Origin of the sequence: Streptomyces sp. NBC_00386 (genome assembly GCF_036063235.1) — a bacterium.
GTDB lineage: Bacteria > Actinomycetota > Actinomycetes > Streptomycetales > Streptomycetaceae > Streptomyces.
Genome location: NZ_CP107950.1, coordinates 8,441,405 through 8,465,357, shown reverse-complemented (window position 1 = coordinate 8,465,357; position 23,953 = coordinate 8,441,405). Strand labels below are relative to the sequence as shown.

Below are 23,953 nucleotides of genomic sequence, written 5' to 3'. Positions count from 1 at the left end.
GCGGACGTACGGTGTGATCATCCGCGCCCGTGTGCCGAAAGGTGGTCCCTGATGGCCCTGTTCGACCTCCCGCTCGACGAACTCCGCACCTACCGCAGCGCGTCCGCCGAGCCCGAGGACTTCGACTCCTTCTGGGCCAAGACGCTCCAGGAAGCCCGCGATCACGACCTCGCCGCCCGCTTCGAACCGGTCGACACCCCGCTGAAGACCGTCACGGTCCACGACGTCACGTTCGCCGGGTTCGGCGGGCATCCGATCAAGGGCTGGCTGACCGTGCCGGCGTGGGCGAACTCCCCGCTGCCCACGGTCGTCGAGTTCATCGGGTACGGCGGCGGACGCGGACTCCCGCACACGCATCTGCTGTGGGCGTCGGCCGGCTTCGCGCACTTCGTGATGGACACCCGCGGCCAGGCGAGCGCGTGGGGCGGGGGCGAGACCCCGGACCCGGTGGGCAGCGCCCCCGCTTTCCCGGGGTTCATGACACGGGGGATCGAGGACCCCGAGACCTACTACTACCGGCGGCTGTTCACGGACGCGGTGCGCGCGGTGGAGGCGGCCCGCTCGCACCCGCTGGTCGACGCGGCGCGCGTCGCGGCGCTGGGCGGAAGCCAGGGCGGCGGCATCACCATCGCGGTCGGCGCTCTGGTGCCCGACCTGGCGGCGGTCGCCCCCGACGTACCGTTCCTGTGCGACTTCCCGCGTGCCACGGTTCTCACGGACCGCACCCCGTACCGGGAGATCGGCAACTACCTCAAGACCCATCGCGGCCGCACCGAACAGGTTCGGCGCACCCTCTCCTACTTCGACGGGGTGCACTTCGCCGCGCGCGGCCGGGCACCCGCCCTGTTCTCCGCGGCCCTGGAGGACCAGACCTGCCCGCCGTCGACGGTCTTCGCGGCCTTCAACGCCTGGGCGAACGAGGACAAGGAGATCGAGGTGTACGACTTCAACGACCATGAGGGCGGCGGCCCTTACCAGCAGGCCGCGCAGTTGCGCTGGCTGCCCGCGCGCGTCTGAGGCCCGTGATGGACACGATCACCGCGGCCCGGCGCTTCGTACGGGTGTGGGAGCGAGGCTGGGCGGCCCATGACGTCGAAGCGATCCTGGAGCTGTACTCGGACGCGTGCGTCCACCGGTCCATGCCGTTCCGGGAGCCCCACCGCGGCCGGGACGAGCTCGCCGCGTACCTGCGCTGGTCCTTCGCGTCCGAGACCACGACCGACGTTCGCTTCTCCGACCCGCTGGTCGGCCAGGACGGCCGTGCGGTCGCGGAGTTCCGCGTCCTCGCGCAGGAGGACGGCCGTCCCACGACACTCGCGGGCTGTGTCCTCGTCCGCTTCGACGCCGCGGGACTCGCGGTGGAGACACGGGACTACTGGCACAGCACCCCAGGGTCCGTACCCGCTCTCCCCTGGCTGACGGCTTAGGCCCTGACGCGGCGGAGCGGGGCATCGAGGCAGGGAGGCGGGTGGGGGCATCCAGGCAGGGGGAAGGACAGGAGAGCAGGAACAATCGTCGGACGGCCACGGACCCATGGAGAGCCGGGACCGTCGGACGGTCGTGTCAGAAGAGGCTGTCCCACCGGGCGTCCACGCTCCACGCGCTCGCGCCCGACGCGTAGTCGGCGAAGAGCGTGGCCACCTGGTCCTTCTCGTCCAGCACGCAACGGTAATGGCGTTCCGGGGCGCCGTCCCGGTGTTCGACAGCGAACCCGCCCGTGGTCAGGCCCGCGTTCGGACCGTGACCGACCTGGAGGAAATGGCCGCTGCGCCTCTCCAGGATCAGGAACCAGTTCTCCTCGGACAGCCGGTGCACGGCACGTTCGATCACGTCGAGGTCGGCGTCCTCCACCTTCGGCCCGACGCAGGGCTGAAGACTCAGTCCGTCCGTCGCGCGCAGCGCAGGCGGCAGGTGAAGCACTTCCGTCTGCGGGTCGAAGCAGACGAGTCCGTGCCGACCGGCGAGGGCCACCACCTCGGGCGCCACCGCGTCGGCCCGGTCCCAGGACATGGGCATGATCACGTGTGCGGCGGAGACGTCGAGACGTACCGTCCATGGCGACCCCGTCGGCCGCGGACCGTCGGCCGCGGTGTCCGACAGCTCGGGGAACCGCCCGGTCAGCTCCCGATGGAACGCGGGCACGGCCTCACTCGCGACGACTCCCGCCCCCGCGAGGTCGCCGTCGCACAGCCGCTCGTACGTTTCGGTGGCCCTGGCGACCGAGACCCGCTCGGACTCGAACCACACCGCAAGATCAAAACTCATGCCGCCTCACATCCATCCGAGCCCAGCCTGTCTCCGCGACCGTACGGCGGGCCACTGACAACGCCGGCACCCCAGCACCCCAGCGCCTCCCGGGATCACGAGCCGTCGGTGACCGGTGCTCCGAGCAGTTCCTGTTCCTCCGGGGTCAGCCGCAGGGCGGCCGCCGCGATGTTCTCGTCCAGGTGGGCCGGATCGGCCGTCCCGGGGATGGCCAGCACGTGCGGCCCGCGGTGGAGGGTCCAGGCGAGCCGCACCTGGGCCGGTGTCGCGCCGTGGGCGCGGGCGACCGTGCGGACCCGGTCGTCCCGCTCCTGCCCGGCGGCCGCCTCCCGGCGCAGTCCGGAGACCGCGAAGAAGGGGACGAAAGCGATGCCGAGCTCGCCGCAGAGGTTCACCAGGCCGCTCTCGTCGGCCCCGCGCGCGTCGAGCCCGTAGGAGTTCTGCACGCAGACGACAGGGGCGATGGACCGGGCCTCGGCGACGTGCTCGGGGCCCACGTTCGAGAGGCCCAGGTGTCGGATCAGACCCGCCTCGCGCAGGTCGGTGAGCGCGCCGAAATGCTCGGCGACGGAGTGCATGTCGCGGCCGTTCCGGCGCAGGTTCACCACGTCGAGCTGGTCCCGGCCCAGCTGCCGCAGGTTCTCCTCGACCTGACCGCGCAGTTGGTCGGGGCGGACCATGGGGTGCCACGCGCCGGACGGGTCGCGGCCCGGACCGACCTTGGTGACGACGACCACGTCGTCCCGGCGGGACGACAGCGCGCGGTTGATCAGCTCGTTGGCCGAGCGCAGCGGGGAGAAGTAGAAGGAGGCCGTGTCGATGTGGTCGACGCCCTGGTCGACCGCCCGGCGCAGCAGGCGGACCGCGAGGTCGCGGTCGATCGGCGGGCCGTCCGAGTTCCCGGCCATGCCGTTGCCGGTCAGGCGCATCGCCCCGTAGCCGATCCGGTTGACCTTCCGGTCGCCCAGTTCCCATGCCCCCGCTGCCCCCGCACTCACCGTGCACCGTCTCCCCTCGTCTCGGCGGACAGTGGGATCACCGCCCGGCCAGAGCCTGGAGTATGAGGCGGCCCAGGGGTGCGCCGACAGGGGTGCGGGCAGGGTGAATCGTCACACCCGATTCGGGAACGAACCGTCACCGCACGGCCGTTGGACCTGCAGAGGGACGTTGGAGAGACGTCCGGTCCGGGTTCCCGAACACGATCGGCCCGGCCGACGCTCCCGTGACCGACCCGAAGCGGGCACAGCGGTCGTCCCCATGACCTGTGGGTCTACGCCCCCGCCCGCGCGGGAGCGAGCGGCCCACGGTCCGACATCGGCACAGCACGGCGGAACGCTTCTGCGGGTCCTCGCCGGTACGCACGGGGGCAACCGGCCCACGGTCCGACATCTGCGCGCACTGCGGCGGAACGCCTCTCCGATCCCTCGCCGGGTACGCGCGGCGGCGGCTGTTGGCCGGAGGACGCTCGCCCGCCGTTTCCCCTCGGTGACCGAGGCCGCCGCTGACTGTCCACGCAGGGTTTCCCTCCGACCCGCGCGGGCGGAACGGCGGCTCGCACGCCCCCGGCCGGGGACTTTCGGACAAGGCGGGTTCGGCAGGCATCGCGATCTCGCGGACCCGGAAACGGGGTCCCGCCGAGGTGCCGGACGGACCGCGCGGGCCCGCACGGCTCAGTCGGTCCAAGGCAGTCGCCACTCTCCGGCGCCGGCGGCGGCGCGCTTCGAATGCGGCCCGGGCCGACCGGGGGCGCGGGCTGAAATCGGCCGAAGTCCCGGGACACCCTTTCCTAGTGGTTTAGACCAATGCTAGATGTGGTGGCGCACCGAGCTCACACGGCTACATTTTGTCACCACGCAGGAGGCGCGGACATGGCCCGCACCACCCATCCGTCCGACCACGAACCGCTGTACGCACGGATCGCCGCACAACTGCTCGGCGAGCTGCGCGACGGGATCATCCCGCCCGGGGAACGACTGCCGGGGGAACGCGAGTTGGCCAACCGGTTCGGCGTCAGCCGGGAAACCGTACGCCAGGCGCTGCACAGATTGCGGCGCGACGGCCAGGTATCCACCGACCGGCGCGGCAGCCACGCCACGCTGTCCGGCACCGGCGCCGAGCACGTCCCGTCCCTCGACTTCCCCGTCGGCGCGCACACCGGCGAACCCGACGGGTGCCGGCGGACCACCGTGACCTGGGAAACTCCCCCACCGGAACACGCCGAGGCCCTCGGACTCGCCCCGCTGCGGGCGACGTTGGTCCACCGCTACGAGTCCGCCGCGGCCGACGGCAGCGGACTGCGCTCGGCCGTGACCTCGTTCTCCGCCATCGCGGTGACGGAGGTGGAGGAGCTCGCCCGCTACCGCGACCGCGCGAACGGCCACGCCTCGGCGCAGCTGTCACGCGCCTACGACTGGATGCGCAAGGCGGGTCTGACCCTGCACCATCGGGACGCCATCACCAGGCTCCCGCAGTCGGTTCGGGTCACCCGGCGCGTGCACGACCAGTACGACCGCCCCCTGGAGATCACCGACCTGACTGTGGCCGCCCAACAGGACGCCCTGGTCTACGAGTTCACGCTGCCTGCGGCCAAGTGAACCTGCGGATCGGTGAACGGTGTCGGCCCAGTACCCCCGAAGCTGTCGCGAGGTGGCAAGCAACTCTCTGAAGCCGATCTCCCCGCAGGACCACTCCACGCGAACGCCGGACGCGACGACACCTTGATCCTTTCGGTTCCGTGCCTGTTCAATCAGCAGATGACTGAGATCGATGTCGACCTTGGCACCGTCACCACGCCCTCCGGAATGCTCGTGCTGGGGATGGCGGGCTGGATCGACTACTGGCCGCAGGCGGGCCGCCCGCTGTCCGAACGGGCCCGGACCGCAGTAGCCACCGGCGGCGGCCACCTGCACGGGCCCGAAGGCAGCGAGCCGCCCGCTTGGACGTGCGAGGCGATCGCCGTGGAGGCCGCCACAGACCGGCCCCTGCGCGTGCGGGCCCGTACATCGGCCTCACCCTTCGACGGGGAACCGACGATCGCCGTCCTGGAGGTCGGCCTCGGCCTGCCCTGGCCCGGCCCCGATGGCGGCGAACCCGTGCAGCTCGGCGACCTTCCGGTCGACCGATGCGGCATGGTCCTCGGCGACGCCCAGGCGCTGGACGGCTTCATCGGCTTGGACGGCCAGTCCACCGACGGCCTGGCGGACGTCACCTACTGGGGCAAGTACGAAGACACCGTCCATGCGCAGTTCGGCGGTGACCGCATCCCGCAGCACCCCAGCGGACACGGGCCACGCGGGTGGCTCGACCTCCCTCTGGCCGAGGCCCAAGCGGTCGCCGAACGGCTCCGGACCTGGACCCGCGAAGGACCCGGCAACGGGCTGATGGTCGCCGTCGACGCCCACACCGACTTCCACCGATTCAACCGGGCCGGATGGAACCACCCACTACTGGCCGGCCTCATCGACCTCGGCGGCTGCCCAGTACTCGGCATCAGTTGGGACCCTGGGGACCACTCCATGCGCCACCGCGGAGAGCGGGCCTACGGACAGGTCTACCCCGCCACCCTCGAAGCCCGCGCCGGCGAAGCGGTACTGCGCTGGACCATCCCGCCGCACGACCCTGGCCTGTGAACCGCACCCCGGCTGGGACCGTGCCGGAAGAACCCAGTTGAGCTGGACGGCTCAGCCAGGCGCACCCAGCAAGCGGTGAGACGACAGCCTCGAGCCCTCAGCCGTAGATCGGGAAGGACGCCTGGAACGCCAGGCGCTCGTCGGCCCCGTCGCCGATGCGGGCGAGAACCCCATCGAGCGCGATGAACTCCTCCCAAGCCGCCCGGCCAGACGCTTCGGCCAGCCGAGCCACGACGAGATCCTCCAGGTCGGGAACGCGCTTGTTCTTCCAGATCTTGTCGGCGAGGCTCACCAAGAGATCTTCCGAACCGACACGCGACTCCGCCCACGACGCATGCGTCGCGGCAAAGCGGGCCAGCTCCCGGCTGACGCCATGGCCGAGCAGAAGAGTCTGCCCCGCCTCCTCATGCGCCGCCCCTGGCCCGGAGAGCTCCGAGACGTGCACCGTCTTTCCTACGTCGTGCGTCGCAGCCCCGAAGAGCACCGCCTCTCGGTCGAACGTCACGGTGGGGCAGCGCTGCTCCACCCAGTCGGCCAACTGGTGCGCGACATCATGGACAGCCCGCAGGTGAGCCGCCAACCGCGGCGGACTTCCCAACTCCGACAGAAGCTCTGCAACACGATCCGGCAGAGGGAGCAGAAGCGAGTCGAGGGTGCCGCTCATGGCCCTCGACAAGACAGTGTTGGCCATCACCGCGTCAGGGTACTGACCACAGCCTCCTGTTGTGTCCGTACGGGGAACCTCCACCGAACAGACGTGGTGCCCGGCGGAAGAGATCGACCTGCCCTGACGGCGTCTCATTTGAGGCGACTGCCTGGTCTTGGAGGGCCGCAGGATTCAAGCCCTGCACGGTAGAAGCGGCTGGCCCGGCTACGGCGCTGACGCCGCTCAGGGCTCGTCTCAACGGGCGGTATGCGGCAACGGCCTGATTACGTAAGGCTGCTTGTCACTTCATGGCGGCTTCGGGAGTACCCGGCCGTGTCACGCGGCGCCGGCAGGCCCTCCCGGGGTGTCCTCACGTGTGGCCACGACCATCCGGGCTCGCGGGCTGCCGTCCCGTCGCCGGCCGAACTCGTTCAGCGCGTGAAGCTCCGTCCGGAATCCGGCCCGCGCCAGTTCCCGCTCCACGTCGCCCAGCCGGAACGTGCGGTAGTACATGACGAAGGTCGGACGCCGGACGGCGTTGCGCACCCGCATCACCGTGTCGAAGCCCAGCATGACCCAGTACCAGAGCGAGCCGGGCCGCGGCGGAGCCATGATCGGGAAGGCGAGACGTCCGCCCGGGCGCAGGACGCCGTGGACGCCGGCGAACAGGCCGGGCAGCTCGTGCGGCAGAAAGTGCCCGAAGGCGCCGAAGCTCACGACGAGGTCGAAGGCGGGCCCGAAGGGCAGGGCGCGGGCGTCGGCGCGCACGAGGGCGACCGTCGGCGACCGGCCCTCGCCCGCCGGGGACGGTCGATCACCGGCCGCCGAAGAAGGTGGACCACCAGCCGCCAAGGACGGTGAATCACCGGCCCCGAGCCGCGAGCGCCCGACCGCCAGCATGCCCGTGCTGATGTCGACGCCGGTGACGCTCTCCCGGCACAGCTCCCGCAGGACCTCCATGCCCGCGCCGGTGCCGCAGCAGAGGTCGAGTCCCGCGGCGAACGGCCCCATCGGCGCGAGGGCGCTCCCCACGGCTTCGAGGATCGCCTCCGGGGTCCGGAACGGCGTGTGGTCGAACTTGGGTGCGAGCAGATCGTAACCGTGTTCGACCGACGAGAGTGCCTGCACGGTCAGCTCGCGGAGGGTGGGACCTTGCGGGGAGAACATCTCGCCGAGCTTAAGGGCTGCGGGGCGGCGGAGGCGCGCGCCTGCGTGGACGGCCGCGGTCGCGGTGCGGTCGGTTCGGAACGCCGCCGCCGTCACCCATGACGCCTCGTCGGCCGGGTATCGGCAGGGGCGCCCGGCACGCACGCCGCCCTTCCCCGGCCGGGCACCCCGATCCGGGCCAGGGCACCCCCGCGTCCGGGCCGGGAGGCGACCAGCGGCCGAGCGGCGGCCCGTGGGGCAGCGGACGCCCGGTGCGCTGATCTATCGTCACCGGCATGACCTCGTTCCGCCCCGCCCCCGCCTGGCTGGCCGACGCCGTCTTCTACCAGATCTATCCGCAGTCGTTCGCCGACTCCGACGGTGACGGCATCGGCGACTTCGCCGGGATCACCGAGCGCCTCGACCACCTCGCGTGGCTGGGCGTCAACACCGTCTGGCTCAACCCGTGTTTCGTGTCTCCGTTCGGCGACGCCGGGTACGACGTCGCCGACTACCTCCACGTCGCACCCCGCTACGGCACGAACGACGACCTCGCCCGCCTCGTCGACGAAGCGGGCCGCCGCGGGATCCGCGTCCTGCTCGACCTCGTGGCGGGCCACACCTCCGACCAGCACCCCTGGTTCCGGGCCGCGATGGACGATCCGGACGACGACCGGTACGTCTGGGCACCCGAGGGCCGCCTCCCGGACGGATTCGTCCCCTCCCCCGGGACCCGCCCGGGGGCGTACCTGCCGAACTTCTTCGCGTTCCAGCCCGCCCTCAACTTCGGCTACGGGCGGCCCCGTCCGGACGAGCCCTGGCGCCTGCCGGTCGACGCACCGGGTCCGCGCGCCAACCGCGCCGCGCTGCGCACGGTGATGGACCACTGGCTGGGCCTCGGACTGGCCGGCTTCCGTGTGGACATGGCCGCCTCGCTCGTGAAGGACGACCCGGACAAGCGGGAGACCGCCGCGGTCTGGACGGAGTTGAGGCACTGGCTGGACGGCGCGCACCCAGAGGCCGTGCTGCTCTCGGAGTGGGGCGAACCCGAGGTGTCCGTCCCGGCGGGATTCCACGCGGACTTCTTCCTCCAGTTCGGCGGCCCCACCGACGGGCTCGCCCTGCGCTCGCTGTGGAGCAACGGCGAGGGCACGGTCAACGAGGCCTGGGACCCGCTCGACTGCTTCTTCGACGCCGAGGGCCGCGGCTCACCGCGTCCCTTCGTGGAGGCCTGGCGCGGTGCGGCCGACGCGCTCGGCGAGCACGGGTTCATCGCGCTGCCGACCGCCAACCACGACTTCTCCCGGCTCAACTGCGGCCCCCGCACGGCCGGTCAGCTGCCCGTCGCCTTCGTCTTCCAGCTCACCTGGCCGACCCTGCCGGCGATCTACTACGGCGACGAGATCGGCATGCGCTACGTTCCGGGACTGCCCGAGAAGGAGGGCAGTGTCCTGGGCCCGCGCTACAACCGCGCGGGTTCCCGTACGCCGATGCAGTGGGACGAGGGCCCCAACGCCGGTTTCTCCACGGCCCCTTCCGACCGCCTGTACCTCCCTCTCGACCCGCTCCCGGACCGCCCGACGGTCGCCGCCCAGCGGGCCGACGACACCTCGCTCCTGCATCTCGTACGCCGCCTGGTCGCGTTGCGCACCGGCACACCGGAGCTGGGGCCGGCCGGCTCGGTCGAGGTGGTGCACGCCGGATACCCGTTCGTGTACGTGCGGGGCGGCCGATATCTCGTCGTGGTCAACCCTCGTCGGGAACAGGCGAGTTGTTTCGTCGAGTGGGCCACCGGCCTCCGCTCCCTGGAATCGGACGGCGTCGGGATCGACGCCGGCACGGTGAGCGCCCGGGGATTCGGCTACGGCGTGTTCGAGCTCGCCGACGCACGGCGCGGATCCTGACCGACCGCCGTTCCCGCCCCGCGCCCCGGCCGCCGAGCCGACGCCCGGCCCGCCCCCGTCACGGCGGGCGGGGCCGGGTCAGCCTCCCAGGCGAAGGCAGGCCAGCCAGACGTCCGGGGTGCTGGGGACGGCTTCCTCCGCGCGTGAAGCGGTCCGCGTGGGGCCGGCCGCCTTCGGCCGTGCGCGGCGGGCGAACAGCAGGCGAAGTGCGGGAAGGCCTGACAGGGATACGGGGGCTGCCGGGGATACCTGGCCTGCCGGGGTCGTGGGAGCCTGAGCGGTCATGAGAGCGAGCCTCCTGGGGCTGGGGGTCCGGTGTGTCCGCGCTCCCGCCCGATACCGGCCAGGAGCGCTGCTTCACCCCACCGACGAAGAGCCCCTACGCCGATCGACACTCCGCGAGCCGCTTCTCCAGAACGTTGCCTCCTGTTTCCCTGAGCACCCCTCTTTTCCTCGTCTATACAGGTCAGCAGGTGCGGCGCCATCCCGACCGTGTTGATCATTCACGGGCTTTCACCGTCCTTCCGGACCCAGATCGGCCCCAGAGAAGCCCCGTCGGCAGGCTGTCCCGGCTTCAGCCGGGCGGACTTCCGGCTGAAGCGCCGGGCACGAAAGCCCCTCCAACGCAGACCCCTTGCGGAGCAGGGAAGCCCAAGGTGATCCCCGGCGCCGGGCGAGGCCCACTCGCACCCTCCGAAGCCATAATCCACGTCGCGATGATCGATCTCAGACGAACGCGTCGGCGACCAGCATCGGAGGGAACAGGCCATGCTCGACGACGCCCGGGGTGGCGCCGAGCAGCGCGGCCACGCCCGCGAGGTCGTCGACGCCACCGTGGTAGTCACATTCCGTAATGATGTTGACCCCCTCCGTCACCACCTTCGTGGCTCCGCGATGAGGTCTCCGGCCTGCGGGTCCGGCATGACTTACCCGTTGACGGGGCCGCTCACCAGAGTCTCGGGTGAACGACCGACGCTGTGGCCAGCTCGTCGGCTTCGGGGTGTACTGGGAGATGTGCGGCGCGCGCCCACGAGCGGAGGCCGCAATACACTCTCCGAGGCGATTCTCGTGAATAGACACACCAGAGGATTCATCGCCGCCACTGGATCGGCGCTTCTCCTGTCCGCGACGACCGTCGCGTACGCCCAAGGCAACAGCCACAGTCCGGCAAGCGGTGCACACGCAGCGGCGTCGGCCGTGAGCACTTCGTCCTCCGCGACGGTGTCCACCAAGTCCACACCGCTCGGCAAGATCCTGGTCAACGGCAAGGGACACACCCTTTACCTTTTCCAGTCCGACCAGAAGAACAAGTCCACGTGCAACGGGGACTGCGCCAAGGCCTGGCCGCCGTTGAAGGCGAACGGAAAGACGATCGCCAAGGGCGGCGTCAACAGCAAACTCCTCTCGGCCATCACGCGCAGCGACGGCTCGAAGCAGGTGACGTACAACGGCCACCCGCTCTACACGTTCACCGATGACACAAAGGCCGGGCAGACCAACGGCCAGGGGATCGACGCCTTCGGCGCCAAGTGGTACGTGCTGGGCACTGATGGCAAGCAGATCACCAAGCAGTCGTCGTCACAGAGCGGCGGCTACTGACCAGCCCACCTGGCACAGCTGTTCGATCCTGTCCCTTGTCCACACCTCCCAGGACAGTGGTGAGGACCCGCACTGTGGCGGCTGCGGGTCCTCACCCACAACCCCACGACGGCAGCACGAGCACTGCCGCAGCAGGCGGTGGCTTACGTCCCGCGGACGCGCGGGGCCGAATCAGCCCGGCAGCAGCAGTCAGAGCTCCTGGCCGGAGTGCCTGGTGCGCGATGGTGAGAGCGCGTGCCGCATCGCCACGCTTCTACCGGCGTCCGCCCTCAGCCTGATCGTCAGGCGCCCGACGTTGAGATGCGGTGGCGTTGTTTCAGGGAGTGCCGCAGCTGGTGGCTCCGCCGGGGCAGGTGACGCTGCCGCTGGACGCCATGCCCGCGATCCCCAGCACCAGGACGATGAGAGCCAGGATGATCACAGGTACGTTGTCTGCAGCCCAACTGTCTTGCTCGCGTGGAGGTTTCGGAGCGTTGGGCCGTGGGCTCACATTGTCGCGTGCGGGTTCGGCACCAGGGCCGCCATTCCCTCTGTCACCATCGCGTCACCCGTCGTCGTTGCCTCTTTCACGATGACACGGCATCGGACCTCACACGTCAAGCCCCGCGCCGTGCGGGCTCTCCGAACAGACGTCCATCCACGGGACGGTGAACGCCATCGGCCGCACCCCGCAGCCGGGACACGATCGGGGGTGGCCCCGGCTGCGCACGAACTCCGTCAACTCCTGCGCTTGGGCGCGGCCTTGGCAGCCCGGCTGCCCGAACGCCGTCGCGGGCCCGGTGGGCGTGCCCGCGAGGGCGGGAGGCGGGTTTCGGGGCGTCACAACGATGGGCTGGTGCGCCAGCGCGCGGCCAGCCGCTTCGGCGCCGCGGTGCGTGCACTGCCGTTCATGTCTTCCCCCTCCCTTGTCCGCCATCGACCGTCCGTGCACGCGCACCCTTCACCGGCAAGGCAGGCGCCGTGTCACACGGCACCGATCTCGGCTTTCCCATGATCAGTTGCCTCCCACCTGCAACCCTGCCGAGGCCGTCGGCGCCCCCTCGTCTACCGCTTCCCTGCCTGCCCGCCGGCTGACTGCCGGGCGGGTGGGCCGGGGCCTTCATCGCGTAGGCAAGGTCGGCAGTGGTCCGGGAACCGGTCCGGTGACCCGCTCCGGTGCTTTCGGCCGGGGCGGTGGTGGTACGCGGCATCGGTCGGCCGGCCTGTCGCCGCCGCCTTCGATAACGGTGAGCAGCCGTCTTAGCCGGACTGCAGGTGGCTGAGAAGCCTCTCCAGATGGGCTGTCAGGTTCTTGTGACGCCGTAGTTCACGGATCCGCTCGACAGGCAGCTCGCGCCAGTTGCTGCCGAGAGCGCCGGCGTCCGCCCGATCTGCACGGCACTCGACGATCTTCGCTCCAGGCCGTAGGCATACCGAGACCGACGACCGTTTGCTTGCGGGAACGCCTATCGATCTGGGCGAGCTCATCCTCAGCGCCGGCGAGACCGGCGCGTAGTCCTTCGGCTTCGCCGGGCAGCAATAAGGTCGACCGAATGGCCCATTTACCGGTTGTTGGTGAACTGCGGGTCCTTCTCCTGGTTGTAGATCTCCTCACCGGATGCGTTGTAGGCATGGACGTAGGGACTCGGGCCCGCATAGTGCGAGCCGGGGTTGTCGACGGAGAGAGCCGCCGCGTAGACGAACGCGCCGCCCGCCATGACCGCCGGGTACTGCTTCGGATTATCGCCGTAGCTGATGGCGATCTTGGCAATGTTGGATGTGTAATGCCCGGCGCCCAACATGAGATATCGCCCCTTGCCGGCGGCCTCGCGAATGGAGTCGAAATACTCGATCGTACGACCGGTGCCCCACAGGCGATTGTTGATGAACGTGGGCGGGGAATCCTGACTGTTGCCCTTGTCGCCCTTTGACTGGCATTGCACGTACTGATCGGCGGAGTTGACGGCGATGACCACACCGTCCCCGCCCCGCGAGGCGATGGGAGCGCGGGCCGCGACCACCGCGTGGTAACTCGAGGCATCCGAGCCCAGGCAGGAGGCCAGGATCTTGGCGACGGTCCCCGCGTCGATCGGGCTCGTCGTCCCGCTGGTGATGGCGAACGCGTCCGGGGTGGAAGTCGTGCGAGTCGATGACGGCGCCGACCCGGCTCCGGCCGACGTGGAGCCACGCGTTGTGATCGGACTCGGTGGTGCGGCGACGCTCGTCGGGTTTCCGGCAGGATTGGCAAGAAGCGGCTTGGCATCCCCTATCCCGCTGAAGACGGCCACGGCCGCGACGCTCACCGCCGCGACGCCGGTGGCAACACCCAGCGGCACTCCCCACCTGCGTCGCAGCGAAGCACGGTTGTCCTCTGGATCGATCTTCATCAGTAGCTCCTCTCGGGTCCGCCGGTGGTTCGGCAGATCACGATCGGAAGGAGCCGCGGGAATGCCCGGCATGTCATTCATCGTGCGACCTCTTCCGCGTTGACGGGACTCCTCGAACTGAATGACGCCGGAACCGTGGATCTGCCGACGAGGTCGGCCCCCAGCCTCCGCCGCGCGCGGTGCAGTCTGGACTTCACGGTTCCGACCGCCACCTCCAGCGTTGCCGCAGCCGCCTGCTGATCCAGGCCCGACCACACGCAGAGCTCGACGACCTCGCGTTCATGGCGCGGCAGCCGAGCCAGCGCCCGGTGGATCTCCGACATACGACGCTCGTCGTCGACCAGGACGGCGACGCGGTCCGCGTGGTCGCCCACCGACTCGTCGTGCGAGACGAGCCGGCGCAGCAACGCCTCGGCCCGCCTCAGCCGCCGCCTGGTGTTCGACAACAGGCGGTCGGCGATGCCCAGCAACCACGGCAGGGCCGAGTCGCGGTCCAGCACCGTCTCCGATCGCCGACGCCAGGCATGCAGGAACACGGTCGACGTGAGGTCTTCGGCCTCGGACCAGTCGGCCGTCCGCCGGAACAGGTGGTTGTAGACGGTCTTCCCGTGACGGTCGAAGATCCGACCGAACGCCTCCCGGTCGCCGTCGACGGCCCTCGCCCACAGTTCTCGATCAGATATCCCTCCGACCGGTACGGCGGGACCAGCGTCATTCAGTTCCATGCCCTATACGTGTCCGGCAACCGGCCGAAGGTTCCCGCTGAACCAGATCCGCTTTGACGGACTCGGATCCAACCGGCCAGAGCGACGGTGCCGGTTGGAGGCAGACGGCGCTGCCCCTGCTGCCGGAGAAGTGGTCGCCCGAACAGATCGTCGGGCACCCGCGTCTGCGTCACGGGGACGACCCACGGACGCAGATCACCCACGAGACGATCTACCGGACGATCCACACCACCCGCTGACAGGTGGTCCCCCTCGAACTGTGCAGGCGCGTTCGAACTGGCCGCCCGATCCGGAAGAACAAGCGCCACACGGTGAAAGGCCAGTGGCGTTCACAGATCACCGACGCCCGACCGATCGAGGAACTGCTCCGGCAGTATCTGCCCAAAGGAACAAACCTGTCGACGTTCAGCCAGGACGAGCTTGACGCCATCGCGACGAAGTTCAACAACCGGCCGCGCGAGTGCCCGGGATTTCGCACATCAGCCGAGAGTGTCGCCTTGACCGGTCGAATCCAAATCAACACCTGCCGCCTCACCGACAACACCCTGAAGGGAGCCTTCACTCGTCTCTGTCACTCAACATCCGGCATTACAACGCCACTTGCTCTAATGAAGACTGAGTCACTACAGTCGCCACCCGAACCTTTGCTCGGTTGTTCACTCGCTGGGGTGACAGCAAAGGATCACCGCTCGTCGGCGTATTCGGCAGGCGGCCGAAAGAAGAAGGAGCTCGCTTTCGTGGCGTCCCACCGTCGACCCAAACAGCCGAGCCGCACCCGTGTGACCGTGCTCACCACAGCCGCCGCTGCCGCCGTTGCCCTCAGTGCCAACGTCGCCAATGCCGCGCCGTCCGAGAAGCCCGACAAGGACGAGGTCAAGACCAAGGTCGACAAGCTCTACCAGGAGGCCGAGCAGGCCACGGAGAAGCTCGACGGCGCCCAGGAGAAGCAGAAGGAACTGCAGAAGGAGATCAACTCCCTGCAGGACAACGTCGCCCGCGGCCAGGAAGAGCTCAACGAGCTGCGTGACGGCCTCGGTTCGATGGCCAGTGCCCAGTACCGCACCGGTGGCATCGACCCCTCCGTGGCGCTCTTCCTCTCCTCGGACCCGGACGACTTCCTGGACAAGGCCTCGGCCATGGACCAGCTGACCGCTCAGCAGGCCGAGTCGCTCAAGAAGGTCCAGGAGAAGCAGCGTTCGCTCGCCCAGCAGCGCTCCGAGGCCTCCGCGAAGCTCAAGGACCTCGCCGACACCCGGACCAAACTCGCGAGCAAGAAGAAGGAAGTCCAGAGCAAGCTGGGCGCGGCGCAGAAGCTCCTGAACACGCTGACGGCGCAGGAGAAGGCGGCGCTGGCCACCCAGGACCAGCAGCGGGCCACCCGCGCCGACGAGCGGGTCGACCTCGGCACCACCAAGGCCGCCTCGGGACGCGCCGCCGCCGCGTTCGCCGCCGCCCAGAGCGTGATCGGATCACCGTACGCGTACGCCCACTCCGGCCCCAGCACCTTCGACTGCTCGGGCCTCACCTCCTGGGCGTACGCCCAGGCCGACGTGACCATTCCGCGCACCTCGCAGGCCCAGGCCAACGCGGGCACCCGCATCTACTCGCAGAGTGATCTACAGGTCGGCGACCTGGTCATCTTCTACGGCGACCAGCACCACGTCGGCCTCTACGCCGGCAACGGCCAAGTGCTGCACGCCCCGCACACCGGCGCGTTCGTCCGCAACGAGTCGATGGCCGACATGCCCTTCCAGTTCGGCGTCCGGATCTGATCCGTGCCTCGGTCCGGGGCTGCGGTGCGGTCTTGGTTCACGGGGTTTCACCGTCCTTCCGGACCCGGATCGGACCCTGAGAAGCCCCGCCGGGGGCCTGCCCCGGCTCCAGCCGGGCGGGCTTCCGGCTGAAGCGCCGCACGAAAGCACCTCCACCGCAGGGCCCCTACGCCGATCGACACTCCGCGAGCCGCTTCTCCAGAAATCTCCGCTCGGCCGCGTTCTCCACCAGTGCGAGGGCCCTGTCGTACGCATCGGCGGCCTCCACCGTGCGTCCGGCGCGGCGCAGCAGGTCCGCGCGGGTGGCGGGCAGCAGGTGGTACGTGTCCAGCTCGCCCTCCGCCTCCAGTTCGGCGACCAGGGCGAGCCCGGCGTCGGAGCCTTCGGCCATGCCCACGGCGACCGCCCGGTTGAGCCGGACCACGGCGGAGGGCACGAAACGCCGGAGCTCGCCGTAGAGGCCGGCGATGTCGGCCCAGTCGGTCTCCTGCGCCGTGGCGGCGGTGGTGTGGCAGGCGGCGATCGCGGCCTGGATCTGGTACGGGCCGGGGCGACCGCGGCGCAGGGCGGTCTCCAGGAGTGCGGCGCCCTCGTCCGCCTCGGACGTGTTCCAGGCGGTACGGTCCTGGTCCTCCAGCGTGACCAGGTCGCCGGAGGCGTCGACGCGGGTGCCGCTCCGGGCGTCGTGGAGCAGCAACAGCGCGAGCAGTCCGAGGACTTCGGGCTCGTCGGGCATCAGTCGGGCCATGACGCGGGCGAGGCGGATCGCCTCGGCGGAGAGGTTCGCGCGCACGAGATCGGCACCGGCCGTGGCGGCGTACCCCTCGTTGAAGAGCAGATAGAGCACGCCGAGGACACCGGTGGTGCGTTCGGGCAGGAGGTGCGCGGGCGGTACGCGGTAGGGGATGCCCGCGTTGCGGATCTTCCGCTTGGCGCGCACCAGCCGCTGCGCCATCGTCGCCTCGGGGACGAGGAAGGCGCGCGCGATCTCCGGCGTGGTCAGCCCGGCCAGGGTGCGCAGGGTGAGCGCCACCCTGGCCTCGATGGCCAGCGCCGGATGGCAGCAGGTGAAGACCAGCCGCAGCCGGTCGTCGCCGACCCCGCTCCCGTCGCCGGAATCCGGGTCGTACGCGTTGTACGGCCCCTCGTCGCGTGCCGACACCGCCACCTCCCGCAGTTTCTGCGCGCCGACCGCCTCGCGGCGCAGCACGTCCAGGGCACGGTTGCGGGCGGTCGTGGTCAGCCAGGCACCGGGGCGGCGCGGTACTCCGTCGCGCCGCCACCGGTCGAGCGCCTGGGCGAAGGCGTCCTGCGCGCACTCCTCGGCGAGGTCCCAGTCGCCGGTCACCCTGATCAGGGTGGCGACGACCTGGCCCCACTCCTCACGGAACGCGGCCGCGACCGCCTCCTCGACTCCGTCGTTCACTCCCAGAGCGGCCGCACCTCCACCGAACCGCCGCCCAGCGCCGCCGGATGCCGGGACGCGAGCGCGATGGCCTCGTCGAGGTCGGCGACCTCGATGATGTCGATGCCCGCGACGTACTCCTTCGATTCGACGAACGGTCCGTCGCTGAGCAGGACTTCGTCACCCTGGACCCGGACGGTGGTGGCGTCGGCGGCCGGCCGCAGGCGGGCGCCACCGATCACGATGCCGCGCTCGCGCACCTCCTGGACGTACGAGGTGAACCGGGGGTCGTCGGCGAGCTCCTCGGGGCCGAGTTCCTCGCCGTCGGCCGGCGTGCAGATGAACAGGGCGTACTTCACGGCCGTGTCTCCCCGGCCGGCGGGCGGCCCGCGGCGGACGGCACGGACGTGTGCTCGTGGACGATCTGCCAGCGGTCGCCGGCCGCACGGTAGCCCGTGGTGACGCGTGCGGTGGTGTCGAGAGTGGTGCCGTCGGCGAGCGGGGCACGCAGACGCACCAGGGCGTGGCTGAAGGCGACGCTCTCGTCGATCCGCACCCGGAAGTCGAGCACCTCACGGTCGGCGGGGCCTGCGAGCGTCGCGAACCACTGTTCCTGCGCCTTGCGCAGGGCGTCGGCGCCGCTCTGTTCCATTCCGCCGACGGGGTGGAACACCTCGACGTCGGGGGCGTAGCAGGCCATCGCCCGGTCGATGTCACGTTCGCGGAGGGCCTCGGTGAGCCGGCCGTCGAGGCGGCGGATCTCTCCTTCGGCGTCCTCGTCGTCCCAGAACGGGCGGATCTCCATGGCGCCGATCGTCGCGACGGGGTGTTTCGCGGCGGCCTCGATCGCCTCCTCCATGTCGGCGCAGTCGAGGATGTCGAAGCCGGCGACGTACTCCTTCGTCTCGGCGAACGGCCCGTCGGTGCGCAGCACTTCGCCGTCACGCACCCGGACGGTGACCGCGTCGGCGGGCAGCCGGAGCCGGTGGCCGTGCAGCCGGACGCCGCGCTCGGCGCCCAGTTCCTCGACCCACGGTTCGACGGGCGCCATCCCGGAGGCGTCGGCGGTGTCGTCGCCGCAGACCAGCAGCATGTACTTCATGGTTCCTCCTGGTACTCGTGAGCTTCCTACACCCCGCCGACGAACGGCGCCCCGGCGAATCGACAGGTGGTGAAATCTTTTTCTCGAACGCCGTCAGACGCGGGAGGTGCCGGGCCGCACGGGAAGGACCTGGACGCTGTTGCCGACGAAGCTGGTCTGCTGGGTGAGCTCCGCCTCGGACACGGCGAGGTCCAGGTCGGGGAAGCGGGTGAACAGCCGTTCCAGGGCGATGGTGGCCTCCATCCGGGCGAGCGGGGCGCCGAGGCAGTAGTGGGCGCCGTGCCCGAGGGAGAGGTGGCGGACGGCGTCGGGCCGCCGGGAGCGGGTGATGTCGAAGCGGTCGGCGTCCGCTCCGTGGGCGGCCCGGTCGCGTCCCGCGGCCGAGTAGCCGGCGAGGACGGGCGTGCCCCGGGGAATGACGGTTCCGTCGACGGTCAGGTCCCGCACGGGGTAGCGGAACGGGAAGTAGCTGACGGGGGCGTCCCAGCGCAGGGTCTCCTCGACGACGTCCCCCCAGCTCGATTCGCCCTTCTGGACGGACTCGAGCTGGTCCCGGTGCCCGCACAGCGCCCGTACGGCGTTGGTGATCAGGTTGAGCGTGGTCTCGTGCCCGGCGATGATCATGAGTACCAGGGTGCCGATGAGTTCCTGCTGGCTGAGCCGGTCGCCCTCCTCGTCCCGGGCGGCGATCAGCGCACTGGTGAGGTCGTCGCCGGGGTTCTCGGCGCGGGCGGCGGCGACGGCGCTCAGCACGGCCACCAGTTCGCGGTTGGCGGCGACGGCCTGCTCGGGGCCGATGTCGGTGGCGACGACCTGGTTCGTCAGATGGTGGAGCCGGTCGCGGTACTCGGCGTCGACTCCGAGGAGTTCACCGATGACGCTCATCGGCAGCGGGAGCGCGAAGTGCTCGCGCAGATCGGCCACTCCCCCGCCCTCCTCGGCCGCCGCGTGCAGGCCGTCGAGCAGCCCGGAGGTCAACTCTTCTATGCGAGGGCGGAGTTGCTCGACCCGTCGCACGGTGAAGGCCTTGCTGACCAGGGAGCGCAGACGCCGGTGGTCGTCTCCGTCGGCGGTCGTCATCCCCTGCACGGTGGCGAAGGTCATGAGCGGCCAGCCGGCGGCTATCCTCCCCTCGCCCAGGGCCGTGAAGTGCCGGGCCCCCTTTGCGACGTCCGGGTGGGCGAGGAAGTCCTTCAGCGCCTCGTGCCCGAGCACCACCGCGCCTTCCACCGCGCCGGGCAGCTCAACCGTCGCGACGGCTCCCCGGGCGAGCAGCCGCTGGTTGTCGGCGTGCGGGCAGCCACCCGCGGGGTCCAGACGGTGCGGTGTGCCGGACGAGGTGTCCACCGAATTCTCCTTGCTGCTGGGCCGAGTTGACGGTCGTACGACCCCGTCGGCGTCGTACGACGATCGATTGTGCCTGCTCAGAGCAATGTGCGCAGCAGCTCGGCGAAGCCCTTCGGGTGGGTCAGGTTGCCGTTGTGGCCACCGGGGAAGTGGACCGGTGCGACACCGAGCCCGGCGGCGAGTTCCTCGGCGCAGCGGTAGTCGAACACCTGGCGTGGCGTGGTGCGTCCGGCCGCCGGGACGATGCGGACCGGTCCTCGCCCGAGCGCGGTGATCTCGTCCTGTCCGAGTTCGGCCCGGCTCATGGTCAGGGCGTCGTACTCGACGAAGAAGGTGAAGTTCGCCTCGCGGGAGGCGTCCAAAGGGGGCAGCCCGGCGCCTGGTTCGGCCTCCTGACGGGCCGGGTCGATGCCGAGGATCTCGCCGATCCTGCGCACCCCGGCGATCCACCCGTCCCGGCGGAAGACCTCACGCATCTCGTCCAACTCCCGCCGCGCGCGCAGTTTCTCGGCTTCGGGCAGCATGCCGGGGATGGCGGGCTCGTGGGCGACCAGGACGCTCAGCCGCTCGGACCGCCGCCGGGCGAGCCGGAGTCCGATGACGGCGCCCATGCTGCACCCGAGCATCAGCGCGGGACCGTCGGCGAGGTGGGCCAGCAGCCGGTCCACGTCGTCCACGTGCTCGTCGAGCGTGGCGCCGCGGACCGGGTCGTCGAGAACACTGCGGGACAGTCCGCGCCGGTCGTACGTCACCACGGTGTACGCGTCGACGAGGTGGTCGACCATCGTGTCGCTGCGGTTGGCGTCACCCTCGCCGCTCTGCGACACGAGCAACAGGGGCCCGTCACCACGCACTTCGTAGTGGAGGGCGGCGCCGGGGACGGACAGTCGGCCGGTTCGGGTGGCAGGCATGACGGGCTCCTCCGCTGGTCGCTCGCGTACACCACTCGATGCCGCGTGCCGCCGAACGTACTCCATCATTTTTGATACATCAATAGAGATGCATTATTTCCGATGCATCTTGCTTGATATGATCCGGGCCATGAACGGAGCGGAACTCTTCCTTCTCGGCCGGACCCTGATGAAGATCGGCGAGGAGGCCATCCCCGCCGAGGGGGCCGGACGACGGTCCACGAGCACCCGGTCCATGCTGATCGTGATGCTCGACGTGTACGCCAACCCCGACACGACGGTCGGCGAGGTCGCCGTCCGCACGGGCCTGCCGCAGAGCGCCGTGTCCGCGTGCGTGGCGCGCCTCAGGGAGGCCGGCTCGGTCCTCACCGCGACCGACCCCGCCGACCGCCGCCGCTCCCTGATCCGGCGCAACCCCGAGGTCACAGGCCGCCGGGCCGAAGTCGCGGCGACCCCGATCGACGCGGCACTCGGCGCCGCCCTCGGCACCGAGGACGGCGCGGCGATCGCCGAGACGGTCGACCTCCTGGAGCGGCTCGCCGAACGGCTGTCGCCGGACGTCCTCGGGCGCCTGCGCTGACGTCGGGGCGTCGCCGTCGAGACCACGCCGGCGCGGAGGCGATGAACCCGGCGGAGACCCGAGCAGGCGCTTCACCGGCCCGGACAACCTTCAGCGGTTCGCGCGAACCCGAGCCGTACACCGGGCCCACGACTCGCTGAGACTCGGATCACACCCCAACCACCCCAACCGGTGGTACTCTGCCATCAGCACTCGTGTACGCCTCTCTTCAGGCGCCGGTGCCAGTTCCTTTCCCCCGCTGTCACGCCGTCGATTCCGACGGGCGGACCGGCTTCTCGGCACCACCTCCCGCACGCACCCGGGGATTCCTCCCGTCGCGTCCGAGGTGATGTTCCCGCCGCACCGAGGCGCGCCCCGCGCCCTCCCTTCGCGGCCTCCCCCCTTCCTCACGCATGCCCATGCGATCCCGTCCCCGAGAGGACACCCCATGACCACCACACTCGAACACCCTCCTGTACAGCAGCGGCCCCAGGCCCGGACCGCCACCGGTGTCCTCGACATCGACGGCAACGGGAAGGGGCACCTGCGCTCCCCGAACCTCCTTCCGTCACCCGACGACCTCCAGGTCTCCCCCGCGCTGATCCGCCGTCACGGACTGCGCAAGGGCGACACCGTGGAAGGTGTCCGCGGCGGGTCCCGGACCCTCACCGAGGTCGAGCGGATCAACGGCCGCACCCCCGAAGAGCTGCGCCGCCGCCCGCACTTCGGCGACCTCACCCCGCTGCACCCGCGTGACCGGCTCCGACTGGAGCACCCGGCGAGCGGACCGGCCGGACGGCTCATGGACCTGGTCACGCCCGTCGGCAAGGGCCAGCGCGGCCTGATCGTCGCCCCGCCCAAGACCGGCAAGACGGTGCTGCTCCAGCAGATCGCCGCCGCCGTGGCCGGCAACCACCCCGAATGCCATCTCATGGTGGTGCTGCTCGACGAGCGGCCCGAGGAAGTCACCGACATGCGGCGCTCCGTACGCGGCGAGGTCTACGCCTCCACCTTCGACCAGACGCCCAGGCAGCACATCGCGCTCGCCGAGCTCGTCGTCGAGCGGGCCAAGCGGCTCGTCGAAGCGGGCCAGGACGTCGTGATCCTGCTCGACTCGCTCACCCGGCTGTGCCGGGCGCACAACAACGCGGCCGCCGCCGGCGGCCGCACCCTCAGCGGCGGAGTCGACGCCGCCGCCCTCCAGGGCCCCAAGCGGGTCTTCGGCGCGGCGCGCCTCGCCGAGGAGGGCGGCTCGCTCACCATCCTCGCCACCGCCCTGGTGGAGACCGGTTCCCGCGCCGACGACTTCTTCTTCGAGGAGCTCAAGGGCACCGGCAACATGGAGCTCCGGCTGGACCGGACCCTGGCCGCCCGCCGGGTCTTTCCCGCGGCCGACATCACCTCCTCCAGCACCCGCCGCGAGGAACTCCTGCTGTCGGCGGCCGAGTCGACAGCGGTACGAGGGCTGCGCCGGGCCCTGCTGACCCGGGACGGGCAGACCGGCCTGGAAACGCTCCTGGAGCGGCTGCGCGCCACACCGGACAACGCGACCTTCCTGCGCCACATCCAGCCCACCCTGCTGTCCTGACCCGCCGCGCCTGCGGCATCCGGGTGCTCGACGGCGCCGCTCGGCCCGGCCACCCCGGCGTGTCCCGCGTCCGTTCCTACGTTTGCGGTATGACCATCGGATTCTCATTCCGGACCGTCGCTCCTCGCTCCGCGGTCGCGCGTGCCGCCCTGACCTGTTCCGCCGTCTGCGCGGCCGGTCTGCTGGCCGCGGCGCAGAGCCCGGCCACCGCACTCGCCGACGCGGGCCCCGGAGCACCCCGGCCCGCCGCGCCGCCGCCTTCGACGCTCTATCAGCAAGGCACACAGGTACGGCCCCGGGCCGACGCACCCGAGGTCCCCGACGTCTCCGCGCTGTCCTGGGTGGTGGCCGACGCCCGCACCGGCGACGTCCTCGGCGCGCACAACGCCCACCGCAGACTGCCGCCCGCGAGCACCCTCAAGACCCTGTTCGCCCTCACCGTCCTGCCGACCCTGCCCGGCACCACCCTGCACACCGTCAGGGAGCGGGAACTGGAGGGCATCGGCGCCGGCAGCAGCATGGTCGGCGTGGCCGAGGGCATCACGTACCGCGTGGCGGACCTGTGGCGCGGTGTCTTCCTCAACTCAGGCAACGACGCCGTGCACGTCCTCGCCTCGATGAACGGCGGCTGGACGAGCACCGCCGCCCAGATGCAGGCCAAGGCCCGTTCTCTCGGCGCGAACGACACCCACGTCGTCTCGCCCGACGGATACGACACACCCGGGCAGGTCTCGTCGGCGTACGACCTGGCGGTGTTCGGACGGGCCGGACTGCGCAACCCCGACTTCGCCCGGTACTGCTCCACCGCCGAGGCGATGTTCCCCGGCGAGGGCAGCTCCACGTACGGGATCCAGAACACCAACCGGCTGCTCACCGGCGCCAACGGGGTGGAGCGGTACCCGGGTCTGATCGGTGTCAAGAACGGCTACACCACCAACGCGGGCAACACCCTGGTCGCCGCCGCCAAGCACGGCACGCGCACCCTCGTC

The 23,953-nt window shown here is 70.6% G+C and carries 22 protein-coding genes and 1 pseudogene; 11 read left to right on the top strand and 12 right to left on the bottom strand.

Annotated elements, in window-relative coordinates; translation table 11 throughout:
* The first annotated feature begins 51 nt into the window (after positions 1–51).
* Positions 52–1,017: an acetylxylan esterase gene (locus OG780_RS37065; RefSeq protein ID WP_328455629.1), complete on the top strand. Its 966-nt coding sequence runs from the start codon at positions 52–54 to the stop codon at positions 1,015–1,017.
* Between the two features lie 8 nt (positions 1,018–1,025).
* Complete coding sequence (locus tag OG780_RS37060) at positions 1,026–1,427, top strand: nuclear transport factor 2 family protein (protein WP_328455627.1); 402 nt, start codon at positions 1,026–1,028, stop codon at positions 1,425–1,427.
* A 136-nt stretch (positions 1,428–1,563) separates the two neighbouring features.
* On the opposite strand, the gene OG780_RS37055 is transcribed toward OG780_RS37060, so the two are convergent.
* Together OG780_RS37055 and OG780_RS37050 are read right to left on the bottom strand one after the other, a co-directional pair.
* Positions 1,564–2,265 (bottom strand): hypothetical protein, encoded by a 702-nt coding sequence (locus tag OG780_RS37055; protein ID WP_328455625.1) that lies wholly within the window; start codon positions 2,263–2,265, stop codon positions 1,564–1,566.
* Between the two features lie 95 nt (positions 2,266–2,360).
* The gene (locus OG780_RS37050; protein WP_328455623.1) at positions 2,361–3,263 is read right to left on the bottom strand and encodes an aldo/keto reductase; all 903 of its coding nucleotides are present in this window, start codon (positions 3,261–3,263) and stop codon (positions 2,361–2,363) included.
* An 870-nt stretch (positions 3,264–4,133) separates the two neighbouring features.
* On the opposite strand from OG780_RS37050, the gene OG780_RS37045 reads away from it, so the two are divergent.
* Together OG780_RS37045 and OG780_RS37040 are read left to right on the top strand one after the other, a co-directional pair.
* Positions 4,134–4,859, top strand: coding sequence for a GntR family transcriptional regulator (locus OG780_RS37045; protein WP_328455621.1), 726 nt, complete (start codon positions 4,134–4,136; stop codon positions 4,857–4,859).
* Between the two features lie 159 nt (positions 4,860–5,018).
* Complete coding sequence (locus tag OG780_RS37040) at positions 5,019–5,894, top strand: hypothetical protein (protein WP_328455620.1); 876 nt, start codon at positions 5,019–5,021, stop codon at positions 5,892–5,894.
* A 97-nt stretch (positions 5,895–5,991) separates the two neighbouring features.
* Here the strand turns inward: OG780_RS37040 and OG780_RS37035 are convergent, their stop codons facing one another.
* On the bottom strand, positions 5,992–6,585 hold the full coding sequence (locus OG780_RS37035; protein WP_328458656.1) for an HD domain-containing protein: 594 nt from the start codon (positions 6,583–6,585) through the stop codon (positions 5,992–5,994).
* 291 nt (positions 6,586–6,876) lie between these two features.
* Complete coding sequence (locus OG780_RS37030; protein WP_328455619.1) at positions 6,877–7,707, bottom strand: class I SAM-dependent methyltransferase; 831 nt, start codon at positions 7,705–7,707, stop codon at positions 6,877–6,879.
* Between the two features lie 275 nt (positions 7,708–7,982).
* On the opposite strand from OG780_RS37030, the gene OG780_RS37025 reads away from it, so the two are divergent.
* The gene (locus OG780_RS37025; RefSeq protein WP_328455617.1) at positions 7,983–9,590 is read left to right on the top strand and encodes an alpha-amylase family glycosyl hydrolase; all 1,608 of its coding nucleotides are present in this window, start codon (positions 7,983–7,985) and stop codon (positions 9,588–9,590) included.
* Between the two features lie 726 nt (positions 9,591–10,316).
* Here OG780_RS37025 and OG780_RS37020 read toward each other — a convergent pair.
* Positions 10,317–10,670, bottom strand: a complete 354-nt coding sequence (locus OG780_RS37020) for a ribose-5-phosphate isomerase A (RefSeq protein WP_328455615.1) — start codon at positions 10,668–10,670, stop codon at positions 10,317–10,319.
* A 117-nt stretch (positions 10,671–10,787) separates the two neighbouring features.
* Here OG780_RS37020 and OG780_RS37015 point away from each other — a divergent pair, with 117 nt between their 5' ends.
* Positions 10,788–11,189, top strand: a complete 402-nt coding sequence (locus tag OG780_RS37015) for a COG4315 family predicted lipoprotein (RefSeq protein ID WP_328455613.1) — start codon at positions 10,788–10,790, stop codon at positions 11,187–11,189.
* Positions 11,190–12,730: 1,541 nt separating this feature from the next.
* On the opposite strand, the gene OG780_RS37010 is transcribed toward OG780_RS37015, so the two are convergent.
* The gene (locus tag OG780_RS37010; RefSeq protein WP_328455611.1) at positions 12,731–13,555 is read right to left on the bottom strand and encodes a hypothetical protein; all 825 of its coding nucleotides are present in this window, start codon (positions 13,553–13,555) and stop codon (positions 12,731–12,733) included.
* Positions 13,556–13,632: 77 nt separating this feature from the next.
* Positions 13,633–14,280, bottom strand: coding sequence for an RNA polymerase sigma factor (locus OG780_RS37005; RefSeq protein WP_328455609.1), 648 nt, complete (start codon positions 14,278–14,280; stop codon positions 13,633–13,635).
* Positions 14,281–14,333: 53 nt separating this feature from the next.
* Here OG780_RS37005 and OG780_RS37000 point away from each other — a divergent pair, with 53 nt between their 5' ends.
* Together OG780_RS37000 and OG780_RS36995 are read left to right on the top strand one after the other, a co-directional pair.
* The gene (locus OG780_RS37000; protein ID WP_328455607.1) at positions 14,334–14,519 is read left to right on the top strand and encodes a hypothetical protein; all 186 of its coding nucleotides are present in this window, start codon (positions 14,334–14,336) and stop codon (positions 14,517–14,519) included.
* Positions 14,520–15,017: 498 nt separating this feature from the next.
* Positions 15,018–16,052: a C40 family peptidase gene (locus OG780_RS36995; protein ID WP_328458654.1), complete on the top strand. Its 1,035-nt coding sequence runs from the start codon at positions 15,018–15,020 to the stop codon at positions 16,050–16,052.
* 166 nt (positions 16,053–16,218) lie between these two features.
* On the opposite strand, the gene OG780_RS36990 is transcribed toward OG780_RS36995, so the two are convergent.
* From OG780_RS36990 to OG780_RS36970, 5 genes are all read right to left on the bottom strand, one after another.
* Positions 16,219–17,484 carry an RNA polymerase sigma factor gene (locus OG780_RS36990; RefSeq protein ID WP_328458652.1) on the bottom strand — a complete coding sequence of 422 codons (1,266 nt, stop codon included), beginning with the start codon at positions 17,482–17,484 and terminating at the stop codon, positions 16,219–16,221.
* Positions 17,475–17,816 carry a YciI family protein gene (locus OG780_RS36985; protein ID WP_328455605.1) on the bottom strand — a complete coding sequence of 114 codons (342 nt, stop codon included), beginning with the start codon at positions 17,814–17,816 and terminating at the stop codon, positions 17,475–17,477. The genes OG780_RS36990 and OG780_RS36985 overlap by 10 nt, the downstream gene beginning before the upstream one ends.
* On the bottom strand, positions 17,813–18,559 hold the full coding sequence (locus OG780_RS36980) for a nuclear transport factor 2 family protein (protein WP_328455603.1): 747 nt from the start codon (positions 18,557–18,559) through the stop codon (positions 17,813–17,815). Before OG780_RS36980 ends, OG780_RS36985 begins: the two co-directional genes overlap by 4 nt.
* 93 nt (positions 18,560–18,652) lie before the next feature.
* Positions 18,653–19,906, bottom strand: coding sequence for a cytochrome P450 family protein (locus OG780_RS36975; protein WP_328455601.1), 1,254 nt, complete (start codon positions 19,904–19,906; stop codon positions 18,653–18,655).
* Positions 19,907–19,983: 77 nt separating this feature from the next.
* Positions 19,984–20,817, bottom strand: a complete 834-nt coding sequence (locus tag OG780_RS36970) for an alpha/beta fold hydrolase (RefSeq protein ID WP_328455599.1) — start codon at positions 20,815–20,817, stop codon at positions 19,984–19,986.
* A gap of 130 nt (positions 20,818–20,947) precedes the next feature.
* On the opposite strand from OG780_RS36970, the gene OG780_RS36965 reads away from it, so the two are divergent.
* From OG780_RS36965 to OG780_RS36955, 3 genes and pseudogenes are all read left to right on the top strand, one after another.
* Positions 20,948–21,397: a MarR family transcriptional regulator gene (locus tag OG780_RS36965; protein ID WP_328455597.1), complete on the top strand. Its 450-nt coding sequence runs from the start codon at positions 20,948–20,950 to the stop codon at positions 21,395–21,397.
* Positions 21,398–21,824: 427 nt separating this feature from the next.
* Entirely contained in the window at positions 21,825–22,964 is a 1,140-nt protein-coding gene (gene rho, locus OG780_RS36960) for a transcription termination factor Rho (RefSeq protein WP_328455595.1), read from the top strand.
* A gap of 89 nt (positions 22,965–23,053) precedes the next feature.
* Positions 23,054–23,911: pseudogene (locus OG780_RS36955) on the top strand (D-alanyl-D-alanine carboxypeptidase family protein); the annotation flags it as partial.
* Between the last annotated feature and the right edge of the window lie 42 nt (positions 23,912–23,953).

Bases quoted from the DNA above. Each gene is read 5' to 3' on its own strand.
- OG780_RS36980 (WP_328455603.1), bottom strand. From the start codon at position 18,559: ATGAAGTACATGCTGCTGGTCTGCGGCGACGACACCGCCGACGCCTCC.
- rho (WP_328455595.1), top strand. From the start codon at position 21,825: ATGACCACCACACTCGAACACCCTCCTGTACAGCAGCGGCCCCAGGCC.
- OG780_RS37005 (WP_328455609.1), bottom strand. From the start codon at position 14,280: ATGGAACTGAATGACGCTGGTCCCGCCGTACCGGTCGGAGGGATATCT.
- OG780_RS37025 (WP_328455617.1), top strand. From the start codon at position 7,983: ATGACCTCGTTCCGCCCCGCCCCCGCCTGGCTGGCCGACGCCGTCTTC.
- OG780_RS36970 (WP_328455599.1), bottom strand. From the start codon at position 20,817: ATGCCTGCCACCCGAACCGGCCGACTGTCCGTCCCCGGCGCCGCCCTC.
- OG780_RS37045 (WP_328455621.1), top strand. From the start codon at position 4,134: ATGGCCCGCACCACCCATCCGTCCGACCACGAACCGCTGTACGCACGG.
- OG780_RS37040 (WP_328455620.1), top strand. From the start codon at position 5,019: ATGACTGAGATCGATGTCGACCTTGGCACCGTCACCACGCCCTCCGGA.
- OG780_RS37065 (WP_328455629.1), top strand. From the start codon at position 52: ATGGCCCTGTTCGACCTCCCGCTCGACGAACTCCGCACCTACCGCAGC.
- OG780_RS37030 (WP_328455619.1), bottom strand. From the start codon at position 7,707: ATGTTCTCCCCGCAAGGTCCCACCCTCCGCGAGCTGACCGTGCAGGCA.
- OG780_RS37055 (WP_328455625.1), bottom strand. From the start codon at position 2,265: ATGAGTTTTGATCTTGCGGTGTGGTTCGAGTCCGAGCGGGTCTCGGTC.
- OG780_RS37060 (WP_328455627.1), top strand. From the start codon at position 1,026: ATGGACACGATCACCGCGGCCCGGCGCTTCGTACGGGTGTGGGAGCGA.
- OG780_RS37035 (WP_328458656.1), bottom strand. From the start codon at position 6,585: ATGGCCAACACTGTCTTGTCGAGGGCCATGAGCGGCACCCTCGACTCG.
- OG780_RS37010 (WP_328455611.1), bottom strand. From the start codon at position 13,555: ATGAAGATCGATCCAGAGGACAACCGTGCTTCGCTGCGACGCAGGTGG.
- OG780_RS36965 (WP_328455597.1), top strand. From the start codon at position 20,948: ATGAACGGAGCGGAACTCTTCCTTCTCGGCCGGACCCTGATGAAGATC.